We start from the raw sequence: 24943 nt of genomic DNA, 5'->3' as shown, positions 1-24943 counted from the left end.
AGGCGTCAGGGCTTGGGCAGTTGGGCTTGCCGGGGGTCGGAGGGCGAGGCCGGGCGGCGGCGAGCCGACGGGATCTCGGTGACGACGCGCGGTTCGTGGGCGCTGGCCTCCTGGGACTGGAGGGCTCGGGCCAGGGGGGCGGAGGTGCGGGGGAGCATCGGGGCGGTGAAGGCACGGCGGCCGTGGAGGCCGCACGTTGGGCACTGCTCTTCGGGGAGGGCGCGACCCATCGGACGGGTCACGTCGAAGGGACCGCAGCCCGGGCAGCGGTACTGGTATGTCGCCATGGAGAACTCACTTCCGAAAGCTTCGAGAAAAAAGTATTTCCATCCGAAGCAATTGGGCAAGAGTTCACCGTGTTACGTGCGCGTAAAAGGCTGAAGGCGCCGAGGTGTCGAGGTGTCGAGGTGTCGCCTACGGCAGCTGCTGGAGCACGTCCCACTGCAGCCCGTCGGCCGCGGCGAGGAACACCCGCTGACGCAGATGGCGGTCGCGGATCTGGACGGTGCCGCGCGGAGTCTCGTACTCAAGGCCCTCGGCGGTCGCCTGGATCCTCTCCATGTCGGCGCCGCCCGCCCGGCTCAGCAGCTCGGTGAGCATGCGCACGCCCTCGTAGCAGGACTCGCCGAGGCTGTTGAGCACCGGCGCCGCGGGGCCGAACCGGCGGCCGTACGCGGCGGCGAAGTCGAGGCCGGAGGCGGTGGGCAGGTCCTCGAAGTAGCCGGCGGCGGTCATCAGCCCCCGGGTGTTCTCCGGCCCGGTCGCCAGCAGGACGTTCTCCTCGATCAGCGAGCTGAACCGGATGCGGTCACGGTCGAGTCCGGCGGCGGTGAACGCGCGGTTGAAGAGCACGGCGTCGTCGCCGATCAGCAGCATGAGGACGGCCTCGCAGTCACTGGCCGCGACCCGGGCCAGGACCGGACCGAAGTCCTTGGTGCCCAGCGGGACATACATCTCGTCGCAGACCTCGCCGCCCAGCTCACGCAGGTAGCGGCGGGCGGCGCGGGCGGAGGAGCGGGGCCAGACGTAGTCGTCGCCGACGATCGTCCAGCGCCGGATGCCGAGTTCACCGGCGAACCACCGCAGTGAGGGCCGCAGTTGACGGCCCGGGGTCTCGCCGGTCAGGAACACGCCGGGTGACCGCTCTCCCCCCTCGTAGAGGGCGGTGTAGACGTACGGCACACGGCCGTCGATGCGCGGCGCCACGACCTCACGGACGGCGGAGATGTGCCAGCCGGCCACCGCGTCGACGACACCGCCGGAGACCAGCGCGTCGACCTCGGTCGCCACCTGCTCGGGCGGCGCCCCGCCGTCGACGAGGACCAGTCGCAACTCCCTGCCCAGCACGCCGGAGCCGGCGTTGACCTCCTCGACCGCGAGCCGCGCGCAGCACTCGCAGGACGGCCCGAAGATCCCGGCGGGCCCCTGGAGCGGTATCACCAGGGCGACGTCCAGCGCGTCCCGGGTCCGGCCTGCCGGAGAGCCGAGCCGGACAGACGCCTTCTCGATCATAGGGCTCACACTAGCGATTGGTTGCTACGAGAATATTTCACGGCGATAAGGAAATGACTGTATCGTGGAGCCACTCCACGATGAACCCCTTCTGCGGCGCGAGCGCGCACGACCGCCACCGCCGCAGTCCACCCCCACACCACGACGACACTGGGCAGGGCGATGACCACGACCCCGGCGGCCGTATCCGAACTCGACTTGGCACGAGCACTCACGCTCGTGGAGCGGAGCGTCGTCCAACGACTCGGTGAGGCCTTGAAGGCGGAGGGCGCGACGCTCGAGGAGTGGCGCGTGCTGTCGTTCCTGGGCGACGGCACCGGCCACGCCATGGCCGAAGTCGCCGAAGTCGCCCTGCTGACAGCCCCGACGCTGACCAAGGTCGTCGACCGCATGGTCTCCCTCGGCCTCGTCCTGCGCCGCGTGGACGACACCGACCGGCGGCGCGTCCTGGTCTTCGCCTCGGACCGGGGAGCCGAGGCACTCCCCCGCTGGACCGCCGCGGTCGAACACGAAAAGGATCACATCGCGACCGCCCTCGGCACCGAGGAGACGGCCCTGCTGCGGACACTGCTCCAGCGTGCGTCGAGGCGCCTGGGCTGACCGACCGTCCGCCTTGGAGCGCGGTCCGCCTCCCGCCCAGGTTCGAAGCCCGGTCCCACGCCGGCGACACCGGTACGGGGTCGAGATCGACCGCGCGGAACACCGTACCCGCGACGGAGTGCCTCCGATCCCGAACGGGTGAGCGTCGGCCCTCCCACCATGAGCGCCATCCGAACGATCCCCGTCAACCGGGACGCAGCAGAAACGACCGCACCCTCAGCCGAGCCGCAGCCGGACCTCTCAGCAGCATGCGCACAGTCGCGGCCCCCTCGTCCTCACCGGCGTCCGGTGCTCTCCCTCACCACCAGTTCCGTCGCCACCTCCACCCGCGTCGTCTCCGGCTGTTCGCCGGACAACAACCGCAGCACCATCCGGGCCGCGAGGGCGGTCATGTCGGCAAGGGGGGTGCGGATCGTCGTCAGGCGTGGGGTGACCCAGTCCGCGAAGGGCAGGTCGTCGAAGCCGACCACGCTGACGTCGGCCGGGATGCGCAGGCCCAGTTCGGCGGCGGCCCGGTAGGTACCCAGCGCCTGGTGGTCGCTGCCGGCGAAGATCGCCGTCGGACGGTCGGGCAACGCCAGGAGTTCCAGGGCGTGTTGGTACGCGAGGCCGTGGGTGAAGTCGCCGTAGCGCACCAGCCCGGGGTCGAAGGGCAGTTCCGCCTCCGCCAGGGCCGAGCGGTACCCGTCGACCCGTGCCCGTGAGGTGAGCCGACGCTCCGGGCCGCTGATGATGGCGATGCGCTCATGGCCCAGGTCGATGAGGTGCCGCGTCGCCGCCAGTCCGCCGGGCCAGTTGGTCGCGCCCACCCACGGTGTGCCCGGCGCCGGTTCGTCGATCGGCATCACGAGTGCGTAGGGGATGCCGAGGCGGCCCAACTCCTCGTGCTGCTCGGGGGTCAGTTCGGGCACCACGAGGATCGCTCCGCGGGTGGAGCGGGTGGCCAGCGAGTCCAACCACTGACGGGCACGTCTGGTCCGGCCGTGGGTGGAGGAAACCACCAGCCCCATGCCCGCGTCGTGCAGGACGTCCTCCGCGCCCCGGATCAACTCGACCGCCCAGGGGCTGTCCAGTTCGTTGATGACGAAGTCGATCAGGCCGCCGGGTGGGGCCGTGGTGGCGGCCGGGTGGTGTTTCGCCAGGTAACCGTGCTGTTCGAGCAGCCGCTGCACCTTGGCGCGAGTCTCCGCAGATACATCGGATCTCTTGTGCAGCACCTTGGAGATGGTGGACACCGATACTCCCGCTTGGTCAGCGATTTCCGCCAACGTGCGTCGCCTTCCGTCGCTGGATCCCGTCCGAACCGTTGACGTCATCGGATGAATCTCCTACGTTGCCGGGCGATCGAGTTTTGCGAAAAGTATCGCAATACCTGTTCCCGGAGTAGGGCTCCTCGGCGAAAAGGTGGTTCCTCATGAAGAGCTGGCACATGGCTCCCCTGGCCGTGGCCGCGGCCCTGGGTCTGGTGCTCTCCGGCTGCGGAGGCACCGGCGGCGGCAGCCGTTCGGGCGCCGGCAGGGGCGAGTTACTGGTCTGGGTGGACAACACCCGTATGCCCGCGGCCCAGCAGTACAAGAAGGCCCACCCCGACGTGAAGATGCGCATCGTCACCATCCCGCCCGACGCGGGTTACGTGCCCACCAAGATCTCGCTCGCCAACCGCACCAAAAGCGGTTGGCCCGACGTCGTCTTCCTCGCCAACCCGGCCGAGGCCGCAACGCTCGCGAGCGCGCGGTTCGGCTACGCGGCCCCGCTCGACGACCTGGTCCCCAAGTCCGTCCGCGACGGCTTCACCCCCGGCTCACTCGACACCTGCACCTTCGGCGGCAAGACGTACTGCCTGCGCAACGACATCGCCCCCACCGTCCTGTGGTACGACGCGAAACTGATGAAGCGATACGGCTACCAGGTCCCCAAGACCTGGGCCGACTACCAGAAGACCGGTCTGAAGGCGGCCTCGGAGCACCCCGGCACCATCGTCGGAGCCGTCAACGGCAAGTACGGCGCCGGCATCTACTTCGGCAGCAGCGGCTGCCCCACCCGCGACACGCTCAGCCTCACAAAGGTCCACATCGACCTCGGCCGGTCCGACTGCACCCGGGTCGCCGATCTGCTCCAGCCGCTCGCCCGCAAGAAGGCCGTCACCAGCGTCGTGCCCATCGACCCGGGCTTCGCGAAGTTCGGCAAGAGCGACAAGATCCTCATGCTGCCGGCCCCGGCCTGGTTCGGCGACTTCATGTTCGCGCCCGCCTTCAAGGTGCCGGCGGGCCGGATCGCCGCCGCCCCCATGCCCACCTGGCCCGGCGAGAACAAGCCGTACGCCGGACAGGTCGGCGGCGGCGCCTTCCTCGTCTCCTCGCACGCCGACGGACGTACCCAGCAGGCCGCGGACCTGGTGCGCTGGATGACCACCGACATCAACCTCCAGGCGAAGCAGCCCACTTACCCCGCCTTCACGGCAGCCGCGAAGAAGTGGGGCGAGGCCAAGTCGAAGGACTCGTACTACGCCTCCGACCCGATGCCGGCCCTCACCGCGGCGGCCAACGCGCTGCGGCCGGGCTTCGGCGCGGTCCGCTTCGAGGCCGACTGGCAGAGCAGCTTCAACGACACCTTCGTCAAAGCGGTCGACTCCGGCGGCAACCTCCGTGATTCCCTGGGGAGTTGGCAGGACAAGCTGGAAGCGGCGGCCAAGACCACCGGGTACACGGTCGGATGAGGACGCTCGCGTCAACCCGCCCGCCCGTGGCCTCCGTCGCTCGGCCGGTGGCAGCCCGCCGGCGCCGACGCCTCTCCCGTACCGCAGCCGTCTGGATCCTCGTCGGCCCCTACACGGTGTTCCTCGCGGTGTTCGGGCTCGCGCCCGCCGGCTACGCCCTGTGGACCTCCTTCGTCGAGGACGGCTCCCTCTCCGGCAGCCACTGGACGGCCGTCTTCCACGACTACCGGCTCGCCGACGCGACCGCCCACGTGACGACGTATCTCCTGCTGTGGCTGCCCATCCTGCTGCTCACCGTCCTGTCCCTCGCCTTCACCCTGCACGCCCGCCCCGGCCGCACGACGAGCGTCCTCCAACTCGTCTACTACCTGCCCGGCGCCGTCACCGGCTCGGCCGCCGCCCTGCTGTGGCTGTTCATGGTCAGCCCGGACAGCAGCCCCTTCTCACCCCTGCTCAAACTGATGGACGTCACAAGCGCCACGGACGCGTTGTCCGGCACCAGCCTCATCGCCGTCCTCACCGTGATGGGCGTCGCGGTGCACGCCGGCGGCTGGATCGTGGTGCTCTACGGGGCGCTCAACGCCCTCCCGAAGGACGTCCTGGAGGCCGCACAGGTCGACGGCGCCTCCGCCTGGCGGACCATGTGGCACGTCAAGCTGCCCATGGTCCGCACCTACGTCGCCTTCGTCCTGATCTCCAGTTTCGCCGCCGGCAGCCAGGTGTTCGTCGAGCCGACCGTGCTGTCCACCGGCGCTCCCGGCCAGATCAGCCCCACCTGGTCCGTCAACCAGCTCGCCTACGTCTACGCCACCCAGGACGGCGACTTCGGCAAGGCCGCCGCGCTGTCGCTGGCCATGCTCGGCGTCGGGGTGCTGGCCGCGTGGATCGTGATCACCCGTACGCGCATGTACGCCACCCACTCCCCCGATTCCCGGTGAATGAGTCGATGACCGCTCTGTCGCGCGGCGCCCGAGCCCTGTTCTTGCTCGGTGCGGCCGTCTTCTTCGGACTGCCCCTGCTGTGGCTGCTGCTGGCCCCCACCCGCACGGCCGACGACCTGACCACCGGCTCACCGATCGGCTTCGGGTCGCTGGGCAACGTGGGCGCCGCATGGTCGCATCTGACGTCGTACAACGACGGCGAGATCACCCTGTGGATCGGCAACTCGATCGCCTACGCGGCGGTCAGCGTGGCGCTCGCCCTGCTGCTGTGCGTGCCCGCGGGCTACGCGCTGGCCAAACACGACTTCGCCGGCCGCCGTGCTCTTCTCACCCTGTCGATCGTGACGATGATCCTGCCCCCGGCCGCGCTGGTGCTTCCGCTGTATCTGGAGATGTCGGCGATCAACCTCACCGGCACCGTCTGGTCCGTGATCCTGCCGCTGTCCTTCTACCCCTTCGGCGTCTACCTGGCCTTCCTGCACTTCCAGGCCAATGTGCCCGACAGCCTGCTGGACGCCGGACGCATCGACGGGGCGAGCGAACTGCGGCTGTTCTGGTCCGTCGCGGTACCACTGGCGCGCCCCGCCATCGCGCTGATCGCCTTCTTCGGCTTCGTCCGCTGCTGGACCGACTTCTTCCTGCCCTTCGTGATGCTCTCGGACGACCGCACCTTCACCCTCCAACTCGGCCTGATGTCCCTGTTGCAGTCCACCGGCGCGGTCAACAACTCCAGCGGCTTCGCCGACCTCAACATCCACCAGCCGGAGGCGGCCCTCGCCGGACTCGTGGCCTGCGCACCGCTACTCATCGGATTCGTCCTCGCCCAGCGCTTCCTGCGCACCGGGCTGCTGGCCGGAGCGGAGAAGGGCTGATGGACGGGGAGGACTTGATAGACGACGCACGCACCGAACTCGCTTGCGAAGTAAGGGACTTGATTGAGCCCGTCACGTCCCGCTTCAGCACGGGCCGGGCGCGTGTACGGCTCGGCGTGAACACCGCGATCCACGACGACACGGCGGCCGAACTGGAGGCGTTCGCCCGGCCCCTGTGGGGGCTCGCACCCCTCGCGGCGGGCGAACTGGACGTACCGCACGCCGAGTTGTGGGTCCAGGGGCTCGCCCACGGCAGCGACCCGGCGCACCCCGAGTACTGGGGCGAGCCGACCGACCACGACCAGCGCATCGTCGAGATGGCGGCCATCGGCTTCGCGCTCGCGCTCGCCCCGGAGCAGTGGTGGGACCCGCTGAGCGGCCTCGAACGCGACCGGCTCGCACGCTGGTTGCTCAGCGCGCTGCCCCGCGCGACCTCCGACAACAACTGGCTCTTCTTCCCGGTACTGATCGGCCTCGGCCTCGACCGGGTGGGGGTGCCCTACGACCGCTCACTGACCACCGCGCGCCTGGACCGTCTGGAGACCTTCTGGCTCGGTGACGGCTGGTACGCGGACGGACCCACCGAACGACGCGACTACTACGTCCCGTGGGCGATGCACTTCTACGGTCTGCTCCACGACACCCTCACGGGCGGAGACCGCTTCAAGGAACGGGCGGCCCGCTTCGCCGGCGACTTCCGGCACTGGTTCGCCGACGACGGTGCCGCCGTCCCGTACGGCCGCAGCCTGACCTACCGCTGGGCGCAGGCCGCGTTCTGGGGCGCGTTACCGTTCGCGGGCGTCGACACACTGCCGTGGGGCCAGGTCAAGGGCTATCTGCTACGACATCTGCGCTGGTGGCGCGGACGGCCGGTGACCGGGCCCGACGGCCTGCTGTCCATCGGCTACGGCTATCCGCAGCCCGCGCTGGCCGAGCAGTACAACGCGTTCGGCTCCCCCTACTGGTCGCTCAAGGCCTATCTGCCGCTCGCGCTGCCGGTGCGGCACGCGTTCTGGACCGCGCCGGAGGAACCGGCTCCCGCACTGCCCGCGGTCAGTGCCCAGCGGCACGCCGGGGCGGTACTCATGCGGACATCCGGCGACGTCACCCTGCTCGCCGGACGCCAGCACCACCGGTGGATACGCCATGGAGCCGAGAAGTACGCCAAGTTCGCGTACTCGACCCGTTTCGGCTTCAGCCTGCCGGGCGGCACGCTCGGGCTCGAACAGGGCGCCCACGACTCGATGTTGGCGTTGAGCGACGACGGCGGGTCGCACTACCGGGTGCGCGAGGAGCCGGCCGATCCCACGGTCACGCCGGACACGGTCCGTAGCACCTGGCACCCCTGGCCAGACGTGGAGATCACCACCTGGCTGACGGCCGCCGCGCCCTGGCATGTGCGCACCCACCACATCAGTACCGCTCGCGCCCTGCACACCGCCGAGGGCGGCTTCGCCGTCGACCGGGACGCGGGCCCGGACCGCGCGACCGGGCCGACGTACGCAAGGGCGGCGGCCCCGGCGGGACTCACCGGACTGCGCGACCTCGACGGCCGACGCGAGGGCCGGATCCTCGACTGCCTCCCCGGCACGAACGTCCTCGCCCGACGCACCGCGCTGCCCATGCTCATCGGCCAACTCCCGCCCGGCGAGCACTGGTTGAGGTGTGCCGTGCTCGGCGCCCCGAGCGGTGACGAAGCCGAGACGGCCTGGCGGGATCCCCCGACTACCACGCCTCTCCCCACCATCGCGCAGCCAACGCCCACCGCACGACCGACGATCGGAGACGGGACTTGAGACTCAGACACCTGTCCGTACTGGCGACCGTGACCGCGTTACTGGCCTTCCCGGCCCACGCGGACGCCGCACCGTCCGGCCACACCTACCACGTGTCCCCCCAGGGCAGCGATCACGCACACGGCACGCCGACAACCCCGCTGCGCACCATCGGCGCCTGCCTCGCCCGCGTCCGCCCCGGCGACACCTGCCTGATCCACCACGGCACCTACCGCGAACAACTCACCCCGCCCTCCGGCACGAAGGACGCCCCGATCACGATCGCCGCCTACGGCGACGGACCGGTGACCGTCGACGGGACCGATCAGGTGACCGGCTGGAAGGACGCCGGCGGCGGACTGGTCGCCGCAGACACCGACCTGCCGCCCGACCCCGACTTCAACGCGGTGTTCCTGGACAACACCCGTGCCGCGGAGGGCCGTTGGCCCAACTCGGGTGCCGATCCGCTGAACGCCACCTGGGCCGAGGCCGACACCACCTCCACCGACCAGCACATCGACGACAGCGACCTGCCCGACGCCGACTGGACCGGCGCCACCGTGCACCTGTGGGCGGGCTCCAACCCGTGGGCGCAGCAGACCGGCACGGTCACCACGACCGGACCGGGCGAACTGGACTTCAAGGGCGGCAACTACCGCTGCCCGCCGCTGTGCATGGGCAACCAGACCTACCGCAACTACTACCTCGTGGGATCCAGGGCCGCCCTCGACCAGCCAGGAGAGTGGTACTACGACAAGACCGCGCACCGGCTGTACATGGTCCCGCCGAGGGGCGGCCTCGCCGGACACACGGTGACGGCCAAGCACCGGCTGTGGGGCGTCGACCTCACCAACAGCTCGTACGTCACCGTGCGGGGCCTGAGCCTGTGGGGCACCTCCCTGCGAACGGGCGTCTCCAGTACGGGAGTTGTGGTCGACGGGCTGCACGCCACGTACATCTCCGAGTTCTCCACGCTGCCCATGCCACCGGACGGCGATCTCGCGGTCCCGCCGTTCGAGGGCAACATCGTCGCCTCCCGCATCCTCGACTCCGGCGTGCAGATCCTCGGCAGCGGCAACACCCTGAGGAACAGCGAGATCGCGCAGTCGGCCGGCGACGGGGTCCTGGTCCGGGGCACCGGCAACACCGTCACCGACAACTACATCCACGACGTCGGCTGGATGGGCAGCTACACCCCTGGCATCGAGATCAACGGCAACAGCCAGACGGTCACCCACAACACGATCCGGCGCACCGGACGGGCGGCCATCGACACCGCATGGCAGCTCAACGGCACCGAGTTCCACGACAACCGCATCGCCTACAACGACATCTCCGAGGCGATGCGCACCTCCCGCGACGGCTCGCCGTTCTACGTCTGCTGCAGCCTCAACGGCTCCGGCACCTCCGTCGACCACAACACCGCGCACGACGCCGACGGCCAGAACGGCTACTACGTCGACAACTACTCCAACCACTTCCGGCTGCACCACAACGTCGCCTGGAACACCGGAAGCAGGGGCGTCTACTTCAACGGCCACACCGGCCCCAGCATCGCCAACGAGGACCACAACTCCAGCTACGGAGTGGGCATCAACGTCGCCTCGACCGCCCTCGGCGGCGCCACGGACGCGTCCGGTTCCTACTTCAGCAACATCGTCGGACCCAAGCCGGTCACCGCGACGAAGGTCGGCGACCCGCCGCCGGTCGTCCGCTCCAACCTGATCAGCGACAAGCCTGGCTATACGGACGCCGTCAACGGTGAACTGTGGCTGAGGCCGCTCTCGCCCGCCATCGACGCGGGTGAAGTGGTCGACGGCGTCACCACCGATGTCCTGGGCGCCGCTCCCGACCAGGGCGCCTACGAGTTCGGTGCACCGATCTGGTCGGCCGGCTGCGATCTGCCCGGCTGCCAGGAGCGGGTGCGGCACGGCAACTGGACCGCCACCGCGAGCGACGCCAGCGACGCGTCCGCCACCGTCGACGGAGACATCAACACCCGCTGGACGGGCAGCTCTCCGCAGACCGCCGGCCAGTCCCTGACCGTCGACTTCGGCGAGAGCAAGACCTTCGGCAGGCTCTCCCTCGACGCGGGCCGCGACACCAACGGCCAGCCGTACGGTTTCACGGTCTCCGTCAGCCGCGACGGCACGCACTGGGGCGAACCCCTCGCCCGGGTCTCCGGCCGATCCTTCACCCAGGACGCGGTCCTCGACCGGCAGACCACCGCCCGTTATGTGCGCATCACGCTCACCGCGAGCGGGCCCGCCCCCTGGGTCGTCAACGACATCCGGCTGTACGGCGACGGGCCCGACGGCTCCTCGACCCTCCAGGCGGAGCAGGCCACGGAGGTTCGGGGAGCGGACCGCGGTACCGCCTCGATCAACCTTCGGGGCGGCGACCGGGCGGGCTTCCGCGAGGCCGACCTCAGGGGCACACACCTCACCGCGCGCCTCGTCCCTGCCTGCGAAGGCGGCTGCTCCCTCCAGCTGCGCCTGGACAAGCCGGACGGTCGCGTGGCGGCGGAGATACCGCTGAGCGGCACCGGCGACTGGCAGGAGCGGTCCGTGACCTTGAAGCACGCGGTCACCGGATCGCACGACCTGTATGTCGTGGCGAAGGGCAACGGCCGAGTGGCGCAGCTGGACTGGCTGACCATCAGGCCCTGACGAGCGGTACAGGGCGGCGTGCGTATCGCCGGTTCCGAGGCAGGTCCGGTGGACCGCCTCGGAGCCGGCGACAGATTTGCACACCCTCGGGTCCGCTACGGCAGACCCCAGGGCGGCCCCGGCTCACTCACGGCGACGGGCGCGATGGCGAGATCGGGACGGGAACCGGCGTGGACGAGCACCTCACGGCCCCGGGGAAGGTCGATGGCGAGGGTGCCGTCGCCCAGATCGTGGGTGCGGGCGCGAGTGCCGTCGTCCAGGAGCACGGTGAGAGTCCCGGTGAGGCCGTGCCGGAGCTTGAGCGGCTCGCCCGCCAGGCTTCTGATCCTGATGAACCGGGTCACCCCGGCTTTTCGTACGGCGCTGACCAGGAAGGCGCCCTGGGTGCGGAAGTCGTGCAGGGTGACGTCCGCCCAGGAGGACGGGACCGCCGGGAAGACGCGGAGCACGCCGCCCCAGCTCTGACAGAACATGTCGTGCAGGGACTGCGAGGCGGACAGCGGCGTCTCGATGACCGGACCGGCCTCGGTGTAGTGCGTGTTGGCTCGGCAGGGGTAGCGGGTGGTGGGGTCGAAGAACTTCCTCAGGTACGTGATCGCGGTGTCGCCGTCGCCGGTCATCGCGTACATGGAGGCGGCCCCGGTGTAGCTGTAGCCCCGGTGGGCGCCGGTCAGCGCGTGCCAGTGGGCCACCGACTTCGCGATCAGGTCGCGGCTGCCGGGCTGGTCCCAGTTGACGAGATACAGCGGATACACCATCAGCAGGTGCGAGTAGTGCCGGTGGGACTGCGCGTACGGGGTGTCCGCGCCGATCATGAAGCCGTTGTCGTCGACCGGGTACGGCGTGAGCCTGGCCAGCACCTCCTGCCACCGTGGGATCAACTCGTCGTCGACTGCGAGCAGTTCGGCGGACTCGATGAGCGTCTGGCAGCCCCAGCGGATCAGGGCCAGGTCGTAGTTCGTGTCCTGCGGCGGCACGACGGGGTATTCGGGCGAGAGCGTGCTGGGCAGGTGGAGTCTGCCGTCGCCGGCCGGGGCGAGGAAGTGCAGGTAGTAGTTGATCGCCCGGCGCAGCACCGGATAGATGGTGTCGCGCAGCAGTGCCTTGTCCATGGAGTGCCGGTAGGACAGCCACACGTTGTGCAGCGCCCACGTGAGGTCGCCGGTCTCGGCGCCCGTTCCCGGTCGGCCCACTTCACGGTTGGCGAACATGTCGGAACTGCGGCCGATACCGGAGCTGTCCGCCCGGTAGGCGGTGGGCACGTTGGCGGCCAGCTGTTCCTGGTTCTGCCGCAGCGTGGTGGCGAGCGAGTCCAGCTCGGGGTGGTTGAAGCCGTGGATGAGCCAGTACTCCAACTGGACGTTGAGGTTCCACCAGACCGCGGGCCAGGGCGTGGGCTCCAGCCACGGCCCGGAGGTGGCCATGACGGGGCCGCCGGAGCGGCTGGCGGAGGCGACTTTGTAGAGCTGGATCCAGTGAAAACTCTGCAGGCGCTGATCGGGGAACGAGACGAAGCTCTTGCGGTAGAACGTGTGCCACCACTGGGTGTGCCGTCGCCTGAGGGCGCTGTACGAGGCCGCGCGCCGCAGATTTCGCAACGAAGCGGCTGCGGCGGCGGTGTCGGAGGGCGAGCTGTGTCCGACGCTGAGCAGCAGGTCGTGGCCGGTGCGGCGGTAGGCGGTGGCGGTCTGACCGCCGGTGAGCGGCTGGAGCACCTGCTCGGTGCCGTCGGCGGAAGTCCGGGTGGTCCAGGGCGGGTTGGCGGTGTAGCCCGCGGGCGGAGCTTCGCTGATGCGCCGGGGGCTGAGTGCTTCTTCGGGGTGGAACGTCCAGGTGACGCGTTCCTCGCCGGCGGCCGTCACACGGGCGGCGAAGACCTCGTCGTGGATGAGGGCGGAGAGGGTGAGCGTGCCCGCGGTGGTGGTGACGGTGCCGGTGAGCTCGGCGTTCCACAGGCTCAGGCGCCAGTCGACGGAGGTGATGGTGCCGACCGGTTCGAGCGTGAGGTGGCCGACCGGCAGGCGACAGGTGCCCCAGCCGCTGCCGAACTCGGGCCGGTGGTCCTGGACCCGGCCGTGCTGGACGGTGAAGCGGAGCTGGTTGGTGCCTGGCTCCTGGTACACCATGCTGCCGAGCTGGCCGTCCCCCAGGAACGGTCCCTCGTGCCAGAGGGTGGGCAGTCTGCTCCACAAGAGATCCTGGCCCCGCAGAAATTCTTCCCAGGCACCGTCGGCACGCATGGTGTCGCGGAGTCTCCAGGGACTTCTGCCGCCCCGGGCCGCCGACGCGACGTCGGCCGCCCCCTCCGCACGTAGAGACTCGTCGGCATGGGCCGTCCCACCGGGCAGAGCCACGCCCGCGGCACCTCCCAACGCGGTGCCGAGTAAGACCCTGCGAGGCAGCGGCGAGTGCTTCCCCGGCTGCGAGGTCATCATCGTCCTCCAGAACTGACAGTCACTGATACATCGGGTGTATCGAGGAACGTAGGCACGCCCCGGGCACCTGTCAATCACCTCAACCGATGCCGCTTCACACCTAACGCCCCTACACTTACGGCCATTTGGGAAAATACGTACGCATTGACAATCCCGCCTTAGCCCTTGACTCCTCCGATGTATCGCGGTTTCCTGCGTTCGCGTTCCTCACCGCGCATTCCGTGTTCGGCCCACGGCCGCCCCCCAACCGGAAGGACGGCGCCCCCATGCGCACGGTCACGATCCGGCTCTCGCTCCTCACTCTCCTGGGAGCACGGGCAACGGCATCCGCGTCCACGACCGGCTCGGCGCGGCGCCACTCGGAATCGACGACACGGCCATCGCCGCACCGGAATCCACCGCCCCGAAAAACCCGGACCCCGCCACCCGGCCGACGAGGACGCCGTGAGCGATCCGGTCCCCCTACGGGTGCCCTCGGACACCAACCTGCTGGGCAGCCTGCACACGCCCCATGACTCGGACCCTGCGACCTCTCAGTGCTCCGCCCCGCCGACCTCGTTCCGCACCGACCGACTCACCGTCCGCCTGCGCCAACTGCCCCTGCACGAGCGCCTCGGCGTGCCGAACGCGGGCATGGCGGGCAACCGCGCCGACGGAAGGGCATCAGCCTCCGCTCCCCCACCGAAAGGACACACCATGAACAGGAGATCACTCATACAGGCCGGTGCCGGCCTGCTGGCCGGCGGTGCCGCGCGCGCCCTGCCGCCGGCCTCGCCCGCCGAAGCGGCACCGGCCGCCGCCCCGACCGACGGCTGGACACAGACCTCGTTCGGCTACAGCTGGCAGAAGCCCTGGAACCTGGACCTCAGCGACCGGCACAGCTCCAGCGGCGGTGTCGACCGCATGTGGGTGTACGCCACCGACGAGCCGTTCCAGGAGGGCAGTTCCACCGACCCGCGCACGGAGATGCGCTGGAAGGTCGACTACACCACCGGCAACCACATGTGGGACGCCGACGTCTACCTCCCCTCCGGCACCGATGGCGCCTCCTTCGTCCAGATCCTGCGAAGCGTCCACCCCTCGGGCACCCCCGCCACCGACATCATGCTCAACATCTACGACACGGGCGGTGGCACCGTACGCCGCTACGACGGCACAGTGCTCAAGACCGGCGCCTACGACACCTGGTTCAACGTGAAGATCGCCCACCAGGCGAGCAGCGGGACCGGAACCATCAAGGTCTACTTCGCCAACGCCCTCGTTCTGACCGTCGACGACCGGGGTCCCGCCACCCGCTACTTCAAGAACGGCGTGTACAACCACGGTTCCGGCCGTGCCGAGGCACGCTTCCGCAACCTCCGCTACTGGACGAAGTGACCGCCCCGCGCGACCGTCAACCGCTGGTCGTGAAGTCGGTGAAATCGTCTTCGCTCGGGTAACCCGGGTTGGCGGCGGTGCCGAAGAGGCCGACGTCCTGGGTACGGGTGGCGGAGGGAACGTCCGCGGTACTCAGCCGGGTCCAGTCGGTGCCGTCGGTGGAGTAGTAGCCGGTGAAGGTGGTCCCGGAGCGGACCAGCCGGACCCAACTGGGCAGGACGGGCTTGCCGACGCCGGAGCCGTTGGGCGCGGTGCCGGCGTCGAGCCGCCCGTCGCCGTCGGCGTCCCACTGCATGAAGTAGCCCTTCTTCGCGCTCACTCCCACGGTCACGAAGCCGGGCGAGTCGCTCGCGGCGGTGATGTCGTTGCGCACCATGATTCCGGTCTTGGCCCCGGAGTTCTGGTACCGCTGCCAGGTGACACGAACCGTCGTGACGGAACCGTCGTGTTCCGCGCCGGGGACGTACAGCGCGCCGTACTCGTTCTTCGGCCCGTAGACGCCCGCTCCGGCCGCGTGAATGCCGAGGGCGGAACCGACCTGCGAGAAGTCCGCGGGCTCGGGCGAAGAGGAAAAGGTGTGGAACGGAGCCCGGACGGGCTGGTCGAGCAGAACCGACGTGTGCCCGGCGGCCGAGCCGGTGGCCCGTGCCCCGGTGCCGGCGTTCCAGCGGAAGCGGGCGAAGGCGTCGAGCCGGACCGTCGGGAAGAGCTGCGTGATGGACGCCGGTGCCGTGACACGGTAGGTGGCGCGGACGGTCGCGCCGGGCGCCACGGCGGCGAAGGAGGTGGGCGAGACGGGGGTGGCCGACCACCCCTTCGGAACGGGCAGGGCCACGTGGACACCGGTCGCGACGACGGTGCCCCAGTTGGTGAAGTCCGCGCTGACGGTGGCCTGTTGACCGGTCCCCAGGGTGCCGGGGGCGGTCACGGTGAGGCCGGTCTGCGGGCGCCCCGGCGCCTTGCCCGCGGCCCACGGACGTACCCGGAACAGCGCCGCGCCGTGCACGGGGACCGAGGCGGCGACGGTGGCGCCGGAGGACCGGGTGACCTCGTGCGTCCACAGGTTGTCGAGGCGGTACGAAGAGGACGCGGACAGGCCGGCCGCGTCCGCGGCGACGGAAACGGTCTGTGCGACGGACCCGGTGTTGAACAGCCCAAGGATCACATCGCCGTTCGGCTCCGTTTTCGCGAAGACCTGCGCGGTCGCGCTCCTGCTCACCCGGTAGGCGTTGACCCCGTCCTGGTCCACGGCGATCACGTCACGATTCGCCAGCAGCCTCAGATCGGCAGCGTCGAGCCTCGTCAGATCCGTGCCCAGGAGCAACGGGGAGGAGGCCAGCGACCACAGGCTCAACTGGGTCTGCCGCTCGTCGGGGGTCAGCCCGCCCTCGCCGCCGTTGCCGACCTCGATCGAGTCGTAGTCGTTGAACGCGCCGGAGCCGCCGAACGGTTGCCAGGCCGCGACCTGGTCGAACCGGGCCGCCATCCGCTGCCAACTGGTCAACGGGGTACTGGATCCGTTGACGCCGCAATAGCACTCGATGTCGCCGCCGGTGCGCCAGCCGTTGCTGGTGGCCTGCCAGGTGGCGGCGTCGGCGATGCTCAGCGAGTTGGAAAGCTCCAGGTGCATCGGACGGCCGGTGGCCACGATCGCCTGGTGCCACGCCCGCATCTCGGGGCGGTTGTCGGCGGGGACGAGACCGCCGCCGGGGCCGACGAAGTCCATCTTGATGTAGTCGACGCCCCAGGAGGCGAACAGGTCGGCGTAGCCCTGCACGTACTCCTGCGCGCCGGGCTTCGCGAAGTCGATGCGATAGGAGTCGTTGTGGGTGTTGCCGGGCTGGGTCGGGTCCGCGATGTCCTGCATGTGGTACGCGGTGCCCTGGACCGGCAGGTTCTTCTGATACGCCTCGATCGGGACGCCCGGCGTGAGATAGATGCCGAACTTGAGCCCCAAGCGGTGCAGATACGCGGCGAGAGCGGGGATCCCGTTGGGGAATCGAGTGGTGTCCCAGGCGTTGCGCCCGTAGGCGTCCAGATGGTCGGACCACCCGGCGTCGATGTTGATGTAGCGGTAGCCGTAGCCCCGCAACTCGTCGTGCATCACCCGCGCCTGAGCCTTGATCCCGTCCTGGGTCAGTCCGCTGCCTTCGCGCAGCGCGCTCCAACTGCTCCACCCCATGGGTGGTGTGGCCGAGAGAGGCGCGGCTAAGTCAGCGGGAGCCGCAGGCGCCGACGCGGCGACCACGGGCGACGTTCCCGCCACCAGCCCGAGGAGCAGCAGGAGAGGCAGCAGACATCTGATCAATCTCGCATACATCGAACGACTCCTCGGAGTGGCCATCGCTAACTTGCCTGCCCTTACCGGTCGAACCGCACATGTTCTATGCGCGATCCACGGCCACGTCAACACATTCATCCGATGAATCATCAAGAGGCATCCCAAGGACTCACTTCGCACGCCACGCGACTCTCCTCGGCGCCCCCTCCGGCCCGGCACCCGCCCGTCCTGGAACACAGTCGGCCAGATTTCAACTTGCCGCTCCGTGTCACCGGCGTATCAATGGGGATCGCAAGAACCGACGGACCGTCAGATCCGATCCCCCGCAGTGTGCCCGCACCCACCCGGCCCGGGGTCGCCATCCCACACATGGCACTCCCACCAACGGGAAGGGAACACGATCCCCATGAAACGCTTGACCACAGGTGCGGCAGTCACGGCAGCGGCCATCGCCGCCACGACGCTGGCCTTCGCACCCACCGCATCCGCCGCCGTCACCCCCAGCTCCGCCACCATCACCGCCGCCTGCGGCATCTTCGGCGGCGGCACCGCCACGTTGACCGCCACCCAGGTCAGCAGCACCTCAGCCACCATCACCCTCAGCTCCACCGCCATCACCACACCCCTCGCCCTCTCGGCGAACTCCATCAGCTCCACGCTCACCATGACCAACTCCACCGGCGCCAACCGCGTGTTCAGCGGCACCGTCAACCCGGCCATCCCCGCAGGCGGCTCGGTCACCGTCGGCCCGCTTCCCGGCACCGTGGCCGTCGGCGACAGCCTCGACTTCTACAAGGGCTCACTGAAGATGGTCATCTTCGGCATCTCCGTCACCTGTACGTCAAACGCCGCCCAGACACCCGGGCCCTTCGTCTTCAGCTGAACCCGCCGTGAGTGAGTGATTGGTTCCAGGTGCCGCAAGGACCAATGGACCTGACAGTCCGTCACGTTCTTGCGGCGTCTCCACCGACTCCCGGGAGCCGTCCCACCCCGCTTAAACTGCGGGCGTGAAGTACAGCGAACTCGAGGACGGCATTCTCCAGTTGATCGTCGATGCCACCGAGGACAGTGTTCGTGCCTTCGGAGAGGAGACGGTGACCCGTCTGGTGCGGCCGGAGCTTCTGCGCGGTGCGGCCGAGGACGAACTCACCGAAGAGGCGCGGGCAGCACTGACCACCGCCTGCGCGAACGTCCTGACGATCAGCGCCCCCGAGTTGCGCGACGCGCTCGCGACGATCTACGCCGGCATCCTGATCGATGACGATCTGGACACCGGAGTCCTCACCGCCATCACCGCGTTGGCGCACTGGAAGAGCTATCTGGAGCAGAACCGGCGCGGCGAGCTCTACGAACTCGCCATCCGTTCCGTCGAGGACGTCGACCACGAGGTCTCCGCCGACCTCGACGACATCCTCGCCACAGCGGAGATGGCCGCCGAATACGAGCGCATCCGCCGGTTGCTCGCCCCCGGCACGACCTAGGGGTTCCGGACACGCTGGCCGCGGTCGTGGGATGTCCGTCGCCGCTCAGTCGCCAACCCGTACCAGCCCGCTCTCGTAGGCGAAGATCACCGCGTGGATACGGTCCCGAAGACCGAGTTTGGTCAGGATCCGGCCGAGGTGGGTCTTGACGGTCGTCTCCCCGACGAACAAACGGCCCGCGATCTCGCCGTTGGCCAGTCCCAGGGCCACCAGGGCAAGGACGTCCCGTTCCCGCTCGGTGAGGGCCGCCAGGCGGCCACGCTGGGCGGACACGGACGCGGGGGCGTGCAGGACGAAGCGTTCGACCAGGCGCCTGGTCAACGACGGCGCCACCATGACCTCGCCCCTCAGTACCGCCCGGACGGTCACGAGGATCTCCTCGGCGGGGGCGTCCTTGACGAGGAAGCCGTTCGCGCCGGCACGCAGCGCCGCGTAGGCGTACTCATCGAGGTCGAAGGTGGTGACGACGAGTATGCGGGGCCCGTCGGGTTGCGCGCAGAGGTGTTCGGTCGCCGCGAGTCCGTCCACACCGGGCATGCGGACGTCCATCAGGACGAGGTCCGGCTCCAGGGCGGCCACACCGGCGATCGCCGCGTCACCGTCGGCGGCCTCGCCCACCACGGTGAGATCGGGCTGGCTGTCGACGACCATGCGCAGCCCCATCCGGATCAGCTCCTGATCGTCGCAGATCAGTACCCGGGACGGTGACACGGTGTGCTCGGAGCCCGGGGGCGGGTCGCTCATGGGGTCGCCCCCGTGGACTCGGGCCCGGCAGGGCGCAGGGTCGCGGCGACCCGGTAGCCGCCGTCAGGTGTGGGCCCGGCGTGGACGCGCCCACCGTAGAGGGCGGTGCGCTCACGCATGCCGATGAGTCCGCGACCGGACGGGAGCAGTGGGACGGGACGCCCGACGGCTCCGGCTGAGTTCTCCACATTGACGCGAACCAGCCGCCCGGGGCCCTGCCTACCGGTGTCGACCCGCACATGAACCGTGGCGTCCGGGGGCGCGTGCTTGACGACGTTGGTGAGCGCCTCCTGCACGATGCGGTACGTCTGCGCAGTGAGATCCGCCGGAAGGCCGCCGCGCTCTCCGCGAAGGTCCAGCAGGGCGCGTCTGCCGTTCGTGTTGAGGCGTTCGACCAGTCGCCGCAGATCGGCCGCGAGGTGTTCGGCAGCCGCACCGGAGCCCGAGTCGCCGATCGGGGCGTCCGCGTCGGGGGTACGCAGCACCTCCAGCAGCCGGCGCAGTTCGCCCAGTGCCTCACGGCCGGTCGCGCTGATGACGCCGAGCGTGCGGTCGACGACTGCGGGGTCGACCTGCCGCATCAGCCTGCCGCCCTCGGCGTTCAGCACCATCACGCTCACACTGTGCGCGAGGACGTCGTGGATCTCCCGGGCGATGCGCGCCCGCTCCTCGGCGACGGCGACCTTGGCCAGGGCGAGGCGCTCCGACTCGGCGAGCACGGCCCGTCGTTCGAACTCGGCGACATAGGCACGCCGGGCACGGACGTACTCGCCGAACACCCAGGCCCCGGCCAGCAAGAGCCCCACCGCGAGCGGAGTGAGCCAGGCCCCCCGCGCACCCGGGCCGCCGTAGTCCCGCTGCCACGCGGGAATCCACAACAGAACACAGCCGGCGACACAGACCACGGTCGCCGCCGCGGCCCGGCGCAGGCCACGCACCGTGAGGGTGGCCAGGACCGCGGCCAGGGCGACGGCGCCGCGTCCCGGTTCCTGGCCCCAGACCTGTCCGAGATACTGCGCCCAGAACCCGGCCGCCACCAGCGCCGCGACGAGCACCGGCCGACGGCGGCGCCACAACAAGGGCAGCACCAGGGCGACGTAGAGGCCCGCCTGCACCCAGACCGGCCGCCACCCCGGCTGGGGGCGGATCACCGGGGGCACAGCGACCAGCACGACCAGCAGCAGGTCCGACAGCCACGGATGTCCGTGCCGCAGGCGGGACAAGGTCTCGATCAGCTGTTGCACCGCCTCACGCTACGGCCGGGGCCCGCTCGCCTGCATCGTCCTGGCGGGCGTCACCAGGTCCTCCCGCAGTCGTACAGACACCGGCCGCGGGTACGACGTGCGGCTACCCGGGGCGTTTCCACCATGGCCGCCATGTCGATCACCACCGAGTTCCTCAGACGACCCCTCATGACCGGTGCCGTAGCGGCCAGTTCACGACGGCTGGCGCACGTCATGACCGAGGGCATCGGCCTGGAACGGGCCCGAACCGTCGTCGAACTCGGCCCGGGAACAGGAGTGTTCACCGATGCGATCCTCGCTCGGCTCGCCCCCGGCGCACGGCTCGTCGCGATCGAGCTCAACCCGGTCCTCGCCGCACGACTGTCGGCCACCCGGCGCGACACGCGCCTGACCGTGATACGGGGTTCGGCCGCCGAGTTGACGGCGACGGTGGGCGAACCAGTCGACGCGGTGGTCTCCGGACTGCCGTGGACGGTCATGCCGCGGGAACGGCGCGGGCACATCCTGGACGCCGTGACCGAAGTCCTCACTCCTGGCGGCCGGTTCACCACCTTCGCCTATCTGCACGCGGCCCGGACTCCGCCCGCCCGCCACCTCACCGCCGAACTCGCCTGCCGCTTCGACCGGTTGGAGCGCTCGAAGACGGTGTGGGCGAACCTTCCGCCCGCCTTCGTACACCGAGCCACCAAGAAGCACTGAAGACAGCCACTTCTACGACATCGCCGTCGGCAGCATCAAGGCGCGGTACCGGGCGATCCTCTCCTGGCAGCCGGCCTGAGACCCAAATGTCCCGGCGCGCGGCGGATGCGGGAACGGCGCCGTTCCCGCCGTCGCTGTCATGCCGTCGACGCCGGACCTGCCGAACGGATCCCGCCGAGGGCGACCGCCACTTACCGGCTCCCCACGTACCACTTCTTCCTTCTTCATGAAGACCAGCTCCGGCTTCGGCGTGCCGGGGTCCGTCCAGAAGGGGCGCGGGACGGTCGCGCAGGCGCAGCTCGAAAAAGGCAAGCAGGACCTCGGGCCGCACGGCGAGCGAGCGGTGCCACTTCAGTGGGCTGGTGAGGGCGGCGATCCGCTCGGGTGTCGCGCCGAGTCGCGCCGCCGCCCGAGAAGGGCTCGGACCCGATCAGGCGGCCGCGCTGGCCGAGACGGCCGCCGAGGTCGACCTGGTCGTGGACTACCTCTGGGGCGGGCCCGCCGGTGACGCGATCATGGCGCTGCTGCGGGCCCGCGCCGACCGCAGCCGCGCGCTGAACTGGATCCAGATCTGCTGCATGGCCGGTCCGACCATCGAACTGCCCTCCGTGGCCTGCGTTCGGCGAACTTCCGGTTGCGGGGCAACGGCCGGGGCGCCGCGTCCACCAGGGCGCATCTGGCCGAACTGCCGTCGCTCATCGGGGAGATCGACGGCGGCGGCATCGCGGTCACCGCCAGGACGATGCCCCTGGCCGACATCGCGACCGCGTGGACCGAGCCCGAGGTACCGGGCGTACGCACCGTACTGACGCCCTGAACCGCCGTGGTCAGCCAGGTAGTTGGAGAGTGAAGACCGTCTCGGTTCCGGGGGAGCTGGTGACGCTGAGGCTGCCGCCGTGGGCCTCGGTGAACCGGCGGGCGATGGAGAGGCCGAGGCCGCTGCCGCCGGTGTGCCGGTTGCGGGACTTCTCGGCGCGCCAGAACCGGTCGAAGACATGCGGCAGGTCCTCCGGGCCGATGCCGGAACCGGTGTCGCTGACCTGGATCAGGACCGTGTCCCCGGTGCGGCGGGACCGCACGGTGACACTGCCGCCGGGGGGAGTGTGGCGTACGGCGTTGGACACCAGGTTGCCGACGGCCTGGCGCAGCCGCATGGGGTCCGCGTACAGCTCGGTGTCACCGTCGGTGCGCACGTCCAGGGTGATGCGCGCGCTCTGGGCCTGGCCGCCGTGGGCGGTGGCGACGTGGTGCAGGAGGTCGCCCGCGTCCAGGAGCTCACGGTGCAGCTGGAGCGTGCCGGCCTCGGCCGCCGCCAGGTCCCGGAGGTCGTCGATGATGTGCTGGAGCAGCAGGGTCTCCTCCAGCAGCACCGAGGTCACGTCGTCGTCCGGGGTGAGCACACCGTCCTGGGTGGCTTCCAGCCAGCTGCGGATGGTGCTGAGCGGTGTCCGCAGTTCGTGGGCGATGTCGCTGACCATGGCCTTGCGCTGCGCTTCGGTGCGTTCCCGGTGCTCGGAGAGGTCGTTGAAGGCGGCGGTGAGGCGGCCGATCTCGTCGCCGGTGGTCACCGGGACGCGGAGCTGCGGGCGGCCCGGGTTCCGTACGGCGCTGGTGAGCGCGCGCAGCGGTCTGACCAGGCGGACGCCGATCACCACGGTCACGGTCATGGTGAGGACGAGGACGAGGGCGATGACGCCGATGATGCGGATGGTGTTTGCCTGCGACAGGTCGAAGCCCGGGACCGCGGATCCGGCCGGTTCACTGACGAACAGCTGTGCCGCCGGGGCGACATAGGCGGCGAGCTGTTCCCGGCGACTGGAGTTGACACAGTTCTGCGCGGCAGGGGTGTCGGCGTCGCCCGGCTTGTAGGAGAGCGTCAGGTCGAGCACCACGGCGGGCCGGCCCTGATGTGCCAGACAGGTCCTGATCAGCTTGTTGAGGCTGTCGAGAGCCTTCAGCTCGCCCGGTGTCGCGAGTGCGAGCTGGAGCGTGGATTCACAATTGGCCAGGGCGTGGGCCTTCTTGGCGCCGTCGCCGGTCTCGATGCTGGGGTGACCGCTGAGCGAGACGGAGACCGTGGCGGGAAACCCGTATTTGAGCACACAGTTCCTGAGCTTGTTCGCGCTGCTGAGGAGATCCTGGCGCTGTGCGGCGGAAAGCCGGAACGGGCCGAGGGCACGGGGGGCGATACGGTCGGCGCCGGCGTCGGGGAACAGCGCGGGGTCGACCTGGAGCGGGTCGATGACCGCGAACGCATGGTCGGGCAGCGGCGATGTGCCGGGTGCGGAGTCCGCGATCGTCCGGCGGCCGTGGTCCTGGGCGGTGAGGGTGATACGCCGGTTGGTCCGGTCGGCGAGCCGGCTGATCGTCCGTGTGACTCCGTCCCAACTCGGGTGGACGGCGGCGTAGTCGGTGAGCATCTTGTAGATGTCCGTGTCGTCGGAGAGGACCTGCCCCTGCTCCTGGCGGATCGCGCTGGTGGTGGTCCGTACCGCAAGCCAGGCGGTGGCGGTGATCGCGCAGAGGGCGACGAGCAGCGAGGAAGCCAGCAGCCTGACCAGCAGACTCCTGCGCAGCGGCACCCTTGCCTCGGGGGTCTCGGCGTACACCGCGGGCTCAGTGCGCACGGTGGCCCTCGGGGCCGTCAGCCATCTTGTAGCCGACCCCGAAGACGGTCAGCAGGAGGACAGGCTGCTTCGGGTCGGCTTCGAGCTTCTTGCGCAGGTTCAGGATGTGCACGTCGACGGAGCGCTCGGTGATGAAGCGGTCGGACCCGCGGGTCCGGGTCAGCAACTGCCGCCGGGTGAAGACCCGTTCGGGCTCGGCGGCCATGGCCGCCAGGACCTCGAACTCTCCGGGGGTGCATTCCACCTGCCGCCCGCCGAGGTGGACGGTGTGCCGGACCGGATCCACCGAGAGGGCGCCGGCCCGCAGGACCGGGTCGGTCGGCCGGTGGTCGTCCGGTACGGCGCCGTCGCCGGTACGCCGGCTGCGCCTCAGCAGGGTGCGGATACGGGCCATCAGCTCACGGGGACTGTAGGGCTTGGTCATGTAGTCGTCGGCGCCGAGGTCGAGGCCGAGCAGCAGGTCCTCCTCGGTGGCACGGGCGGTCAGCATCAGCACCGGGAGGCCGGACGACTCCCCCCGCAGAATGCGGCAGACGTCCAGGCCGTCGACCACCGGCATCATCACGTCGAGGACGAGCAGATCGGGCGGCCGGCGGCGGGCCTCGTCGATCGCGGCACGTCCGTCGTGCACCACAAGGGCGGTGTGGCCCTCGCGTTCCAGATAGCGCCGGATCACCGTGGCCTGTCTGACGTCGTCCTCGGCCACCAGGACATGTGCGCACATGCTGCCGACCATAAGGCGGGGCGCTGCTATTCAGACAGGTTTTTGATGGTGGCCTGACAGGATCCTCATATCGCCCGGCCATGGTGGCCGCCATGCCGAACAGCAATGACCGCCCAGGCCTTGGTGCTGTGGCCGCAGACGTGTCCCGGGTCCGTCCGGTAGCCGGTTCGTCCTCAATCGCCGCCGGACGGCCCCTGTGCCTTGTCCTCAATCGCGGGACGGGCTGCGATCAGCCCGTCCCGCGAT

20 protein-coding genes are annotated in these 24943 nt (G+C 69.9%); 11 read left to right on the top strand and 9 right to left on the bottom strand.

Annotation, left to right across the window (positions count from 1 at the left end; all coding sequences use genetic code 11):
• Positions 1-5: 5 nt before the first annotated feature.
• Both ACIRRY_RS49995 and ACIRRY_RS49990 read right to left on the bottom strand, forming a co-directional pair.
• Entirely contained in the window at positions 6-287 is a 282-nt protein-coding gene (locus tag ACIRRY_RS49995; RefSeq protein ID WP_403987244.1) for an FmdB family zinc ribbon protein, read from the bottom strand.
• A 127-nt stretch (positions 288-414) separates the two neighbouring features.
• The gene (locus tag ACIRRY_RS49990) at positions 415-1512 is read right to left on the bottom strand and encodes a substrate-binding domain-containing protein (protein WP_403987241.1); all 1098 of its coding nucleotides are present in this window, start codon (positions 1510-1512) and stop codon (positions 415-417) included.
• A 162-nt stretch (positions 1513-1674) separates the two neighbouring features.
• Between ACIRRY_RS49990 and ACIRRY_RS49985 the strand changes: the two genes are divergently transcribed.
• Positions 1675-2112, top strand: a complete 438-nt coding sequence (locus ACIRRY_RS49985) for a MarR family winged helix-turn-helix transcriptional regulator (protein ID WP_403987238.1) — start codon at positions 1675-1677, stop codon at positions 2110-2112.
• 275 nt (positions 2113-2387) lie between these two features.
• Here the strand turns inward: ACIRRY_RS49985 and ACIRRY_RS49980 are convergent, their stop codons facing one another.
• Positions 2388-3428, bottom strand: coding sequence for a LacI family DNA-binding transcriptional regulator (locus ACIRRY_RS49980; protein WP_403987235.1), 1041 nt, complete (start codon positions 3426-3428; stop codon positions 2388-2390).
• A gap of 98 nt (positions 3429-3526) precedes the next feature.
• Here ACIRRY_RS49980 and ACIRRY_RS49975 point away from each other — a divergent pair, with 98 nt between their 5' ends.
• The 5 genes from ACIRRY_RS49975 to ACIRRY_RS49955 are packed head-to-tail and all read left to right on the top strand — an operon-like array spanning position 3527 to position 11085.
• The gene (locus ACIRRY_RS49975; protein ID WP_403987232.1) at positions 3527-4828 is read left to right on the top strand and encodes an ABC transporter substrate-binding protein; all 1302 of its coding nucleotides are present in this window, start codon (positions 3527-3529) and stop codon (positions 4826-4828) included.
• A gap of 26 nt (positions 4829-4854) precedes the next feature.
• Positions 4855-5766 carry a carbohydrate ABC transporter permease gene (locus tag ACIRRY_RS49970; RefSeq protein ID WP_403987229.1) on the top strand — a complete coding sequence of 304 codons (912 nt, stop codon included), beginning with the start codon at positions 4855-4857 and terminating at the stop codon, positions 5764-5766.
• A gap of 8 nt (positions 5767-5774) precedes the next feature.
• Positions 5775-6641, top strand: coding sequence for a carbohydrate ABC transporter permease (locus ACIRRY_RS49965; RefSeq protein WP_403987226.1), 867 nt, complete (start codon positions 5775-5777; stop codon positions 6639-6641).
• Complete coding sequence (locus tag ACIRRY_RS49960) at positions 6641-8437, top strand: DUF2264 domain-containing protein (RefSeq protein ID WP_403987223.1); 1797 nt, start codon at positions 6641-6643, stop codon at positions 8435-8437. The genes ACIRRY_RS49965 and ACIRRY_RS49960 overlap by 1 nt, the downstream gene beginning before the upstream one ends.
• A complete protein-coding gene (locus tag ACIRRY_RS49955) occupies positions 8434-11085 on the top strand; it encodes a discoidin domain-containing protein (RefSeq protein WP_403987219.1) in 2652 nt (883 codons plus the stop codon). Before ACIRRY_RS49960 ends, ACIRRY_RS49955 begins: the two co-directional genes overlap by 4 nt.
• Positions 11086-11180: 95 nt before the next feature.
• Here the strand turns inward: ACIRRY_RS49955 and ACIRRY_RS49950 are convergent, their stop codons facing one another.
• Positions 11181-13517, bottom strand: coding sequence for a glycosyl hydrolase family 95 catalytic domain-containing protein (locus ACIRRY_RS49950; protein ID WP_403987216.1), 2337 nt, complete (start codon positions 13515-13517; stop codon positions 11181-11183).
• Positions 13518-13964: 447 nt separating this feature from the next.
• Between ACIRRY_RS49950 and ACIRRY_RS49945 the strand changes: the two genes are divergently transcribed.
• Positions 13965-14897 (top strand): polysaccharide lyase family 7 protein, encoded by a 933-nt coding sequence (locus tag ACIRRY_RS49945; protein WP_403987213.1) that lies wholly within the window; start codon positions 13965-13967, stop codon positions 14895-14897.
• Between the two features lie 16 nt (positions 14898-14913).
• On the opposite strand, the gene ACIRRY_RS49940 is transcribed toward ACIRRY_RS49945, so the two are convergent.
• The gene (locus ACIRRY_RS49940) at positions 14914-17079 is read right to left on the bottom strand and encodes an NEW3 domain-containing protein (RefSeq protein WP_403987210.1); all 2166 of its coding nucleotides are present in this window, start codon (positions 17077-17079) and stop codon (positions 14914-14916) included.
• Between the two features lie 505 nt (positions 17080-17584).
• On the opposite strand from ACIRRY_RS49940, the gene ACIRRY_RS49935 reads away from it, so the two are divergent.
• Together ACIRRY_RS49935 and ACIRRY_RS49930 are read left to right on the top strand one after the other, a co-directional pair.
• Entirely contained in the window at positions 17585-18061 is a 477-nt protein-coding gene (locus ACIRRY_RS49935; RefSeq protein ID WP_403983505.1) for a hypothetical protein, read from the top strand.
• Positions 18062-18185: 124 nt separating this feature from the next.
• Positions 18186-18659 carry a hypothetical protein gene (locus ACIRRY_RS49930; RefSeq protein WP_403987207.1) on the top strand — a complete coding sequence of 158 codons (474 nt, stop codon included), beginning with the start codon at positions 18186-18188 and terminating at the stop codon, positions 18657-18659.
• Between the two features lie 45 nt (positions 18660-18704).
• Here the strand turns inward: ACIRRY_RS49930 and ACIRRY_RS49925 are convergent, their stop codons facing one another.
• Both ACIRRY_RS49925 and ACIRRY_RS49920 read right to left on the bottom strand, forming a co-directional pair.
• Positions 18705-19403, bottom strand: a complete 699-nt coding sequence (locus ACIRRY_RS49925; RefSeq protein WP_403987204.1) for a response regulator — start codon at positions 19401-19403, stop codon at positions 18705-18707.
• Positions 19400-20647: a sensor histidine kinase gene (locus tag ACIRRY_RS49920; RefSeq protein ID WP_403987201.1), complete on the bottom strand. Its 1248-nt coding sequence runs from the start codon at positions 20645-20647 to the stop codon at positions 19400-19402. Before ACIRRY_RS49920 ends, ACIRRY_RS49925 begins: the two co-directional genes overlap by 4 nt.
• Positions 20648-20779: 132 nt before the next feature.
• Here ACIRRY_RS49920 and ACIRRY_RS49915 point away from each other — a divergent pair, with 132 nt between their 5' ends.
• Positions 20780-21346: a class I SAM-dependent methyltransferase gene (locus ACIRRY_RS49915; RefSeq protein WP_403987198.1), complete on the top strand. Its 567-nt coding sequence runs from the start codon at positions 20780-20782 to the stop codon at positions 21344-21346.
• A gap of 634 nt (positions 21347-21980) precedes the next feature.
• Positions 21981-22163, top strand: a complete 183-nt coding sequence (locus ACIRRY_RS49910) for a hypothetical protein (protein ID WP_403987195.1) — start codon at positions 21981-21983, stop codon at positions 22161-22163.
• 10 nt (positions 22164-22173) lie between these two features.
• Here ACIRRY_RS49910 and ACIRRY_RS49905 read toward each other — a convergent pair whose 3' ends face one another.
• Positions 22174-23973, bottom strand: coding sequence for a sensor histidine kinase (locus ACIRRY_RS49905; RefSeq protein ID WP_403987192.1), 1800 nt, complete (start codon positions 23971-23973; stop codon positions 22174-22176).
• A complete protein-coding gene (locus ACIRRY_RS49900; RefSeq protein WP_403987189.1) occupies positions 23963-24697 on the bottom strand; it encodes a response regulator transcription factor in 735 nt (244 codons plus the stop codon). Before ACIRRY_RS49900 ends, ACIRRY_RS49905 begins: the two co-directional genes overlap by 11 nt.
• Positions 24698-24943: the final 246 nt, after the last annotated feature.

Origin of the sequence: Streptomyces sp. NPDC101776 (genome assembly GCF_044766845.1) — a bacterium.
GTDB lineage: Bacteria > Actinomycetota > Actinomycetes > Streptomycetales > Streptomycetaceae > Streptomyces.
Note: the sequence above shows the minus strand (reverse complement) of the source record. Positions and strands in the feature narration are given on the sequence as shown.

Excerpts from the sequence above, each read along its gene's own strand:
- ACIRRY_RS49995 (WP_403987244.1), bottom strand. The coding sequence starts at position 287 with ATGGCGACATACCAGTACCGCTGCCCGGGCTGCGGTCCCTTCGACGTG.
- ACIRRY_RS49990 (WP_403987241.1), bottom strand. The coding sequence starts at position 1,512 with ATGATCGAGAAGGCGTCTGTCCGGCTCGGCTCTCCGGCAGGCCGGACC.
- ACIRRY_RS49985 (WP_403987238.1), top strand. The coding sequence starts at position 1,675 with ATGACCACGACCCCGGCGGCCGTATCCGAACTCGACTTGGCACGAGCA.
- ACIRRY_RS49980 (WP_403987235.1), bottom strand. The coding sequence starts at position 3,428 with ATGACGTCAACGGTTCGGACGGGATCCAGCGACGGAAGGCGACGCACG.
- ACIRRY_RS49975 (WP_403987232.1), top strand. The coding sequence starts at position 3,527 with ATGAAGAGCTGGCACATGGCTCCCCTGGCCGTGGCCGCGGCCCTGGGT.
- ACIRRY_RS49965 (WP_403987226.1), top strand. The coding sequence starts at position 5,775 with ATGACCGCTCTGTCGCGCGGCGCCCGAGCCCTGTTCTTGCTCGGTGCG.
- ACIRRY_RS49960 (WP_403987223.1), top strand. The coding sequence starts at position 6,641 with ATGGACGGGGAGGACTTGATAGACGACGCACGCACCGAACTCGCTTGC.
- ACIRRY_RS49950 (WP_403987216.1), bottom strand. The coding sequence starts at position 13,517 with ATGACCTCGCAGCCGGGGAAGCACTCGCCGCTGCCTCGCAGGGTCTTA.
- ACIRRY_RS49940 (WP_403987210.1), bottom strand. The coding sequence starts at position 17,079 with ATGGGGTGGAGCAGTTGGAGCGCGCTGCGCGAAGGCAGCGGACTGACC.
- ACIRRY_RS49935 (WP_403983505.1), top strand. The coding sequence starts at position 17,585 with ATGAAACGCTTGACCACAGGTGCGGCAGTCACGGCAGCGGCCATCGCC.
- ACIRRY_RS49925 (WP_403987204.1), bottom strand. The coding sequence starts at position 19,403 with ATGAGCGACCCGCCCCCGGGCTCCGAGCACACCGTGTCACCGTCCCGG.
- ACIRRY_RS49915 (WP_403987198.1), top strand. The coding sequence starts at position 20,780 with ATGTCGATCACCACCGAGTTCCTCAGACGACCCCTCATGACCGGTGCC.
- ACIRRY_RS49900 (WP_403987189.1), bottom strand. The coding sequence starts at position 24,697 with ATGTGCGCACATGTCCTGGTGGCCGAGGACGACGTCAGACAGGCCACG.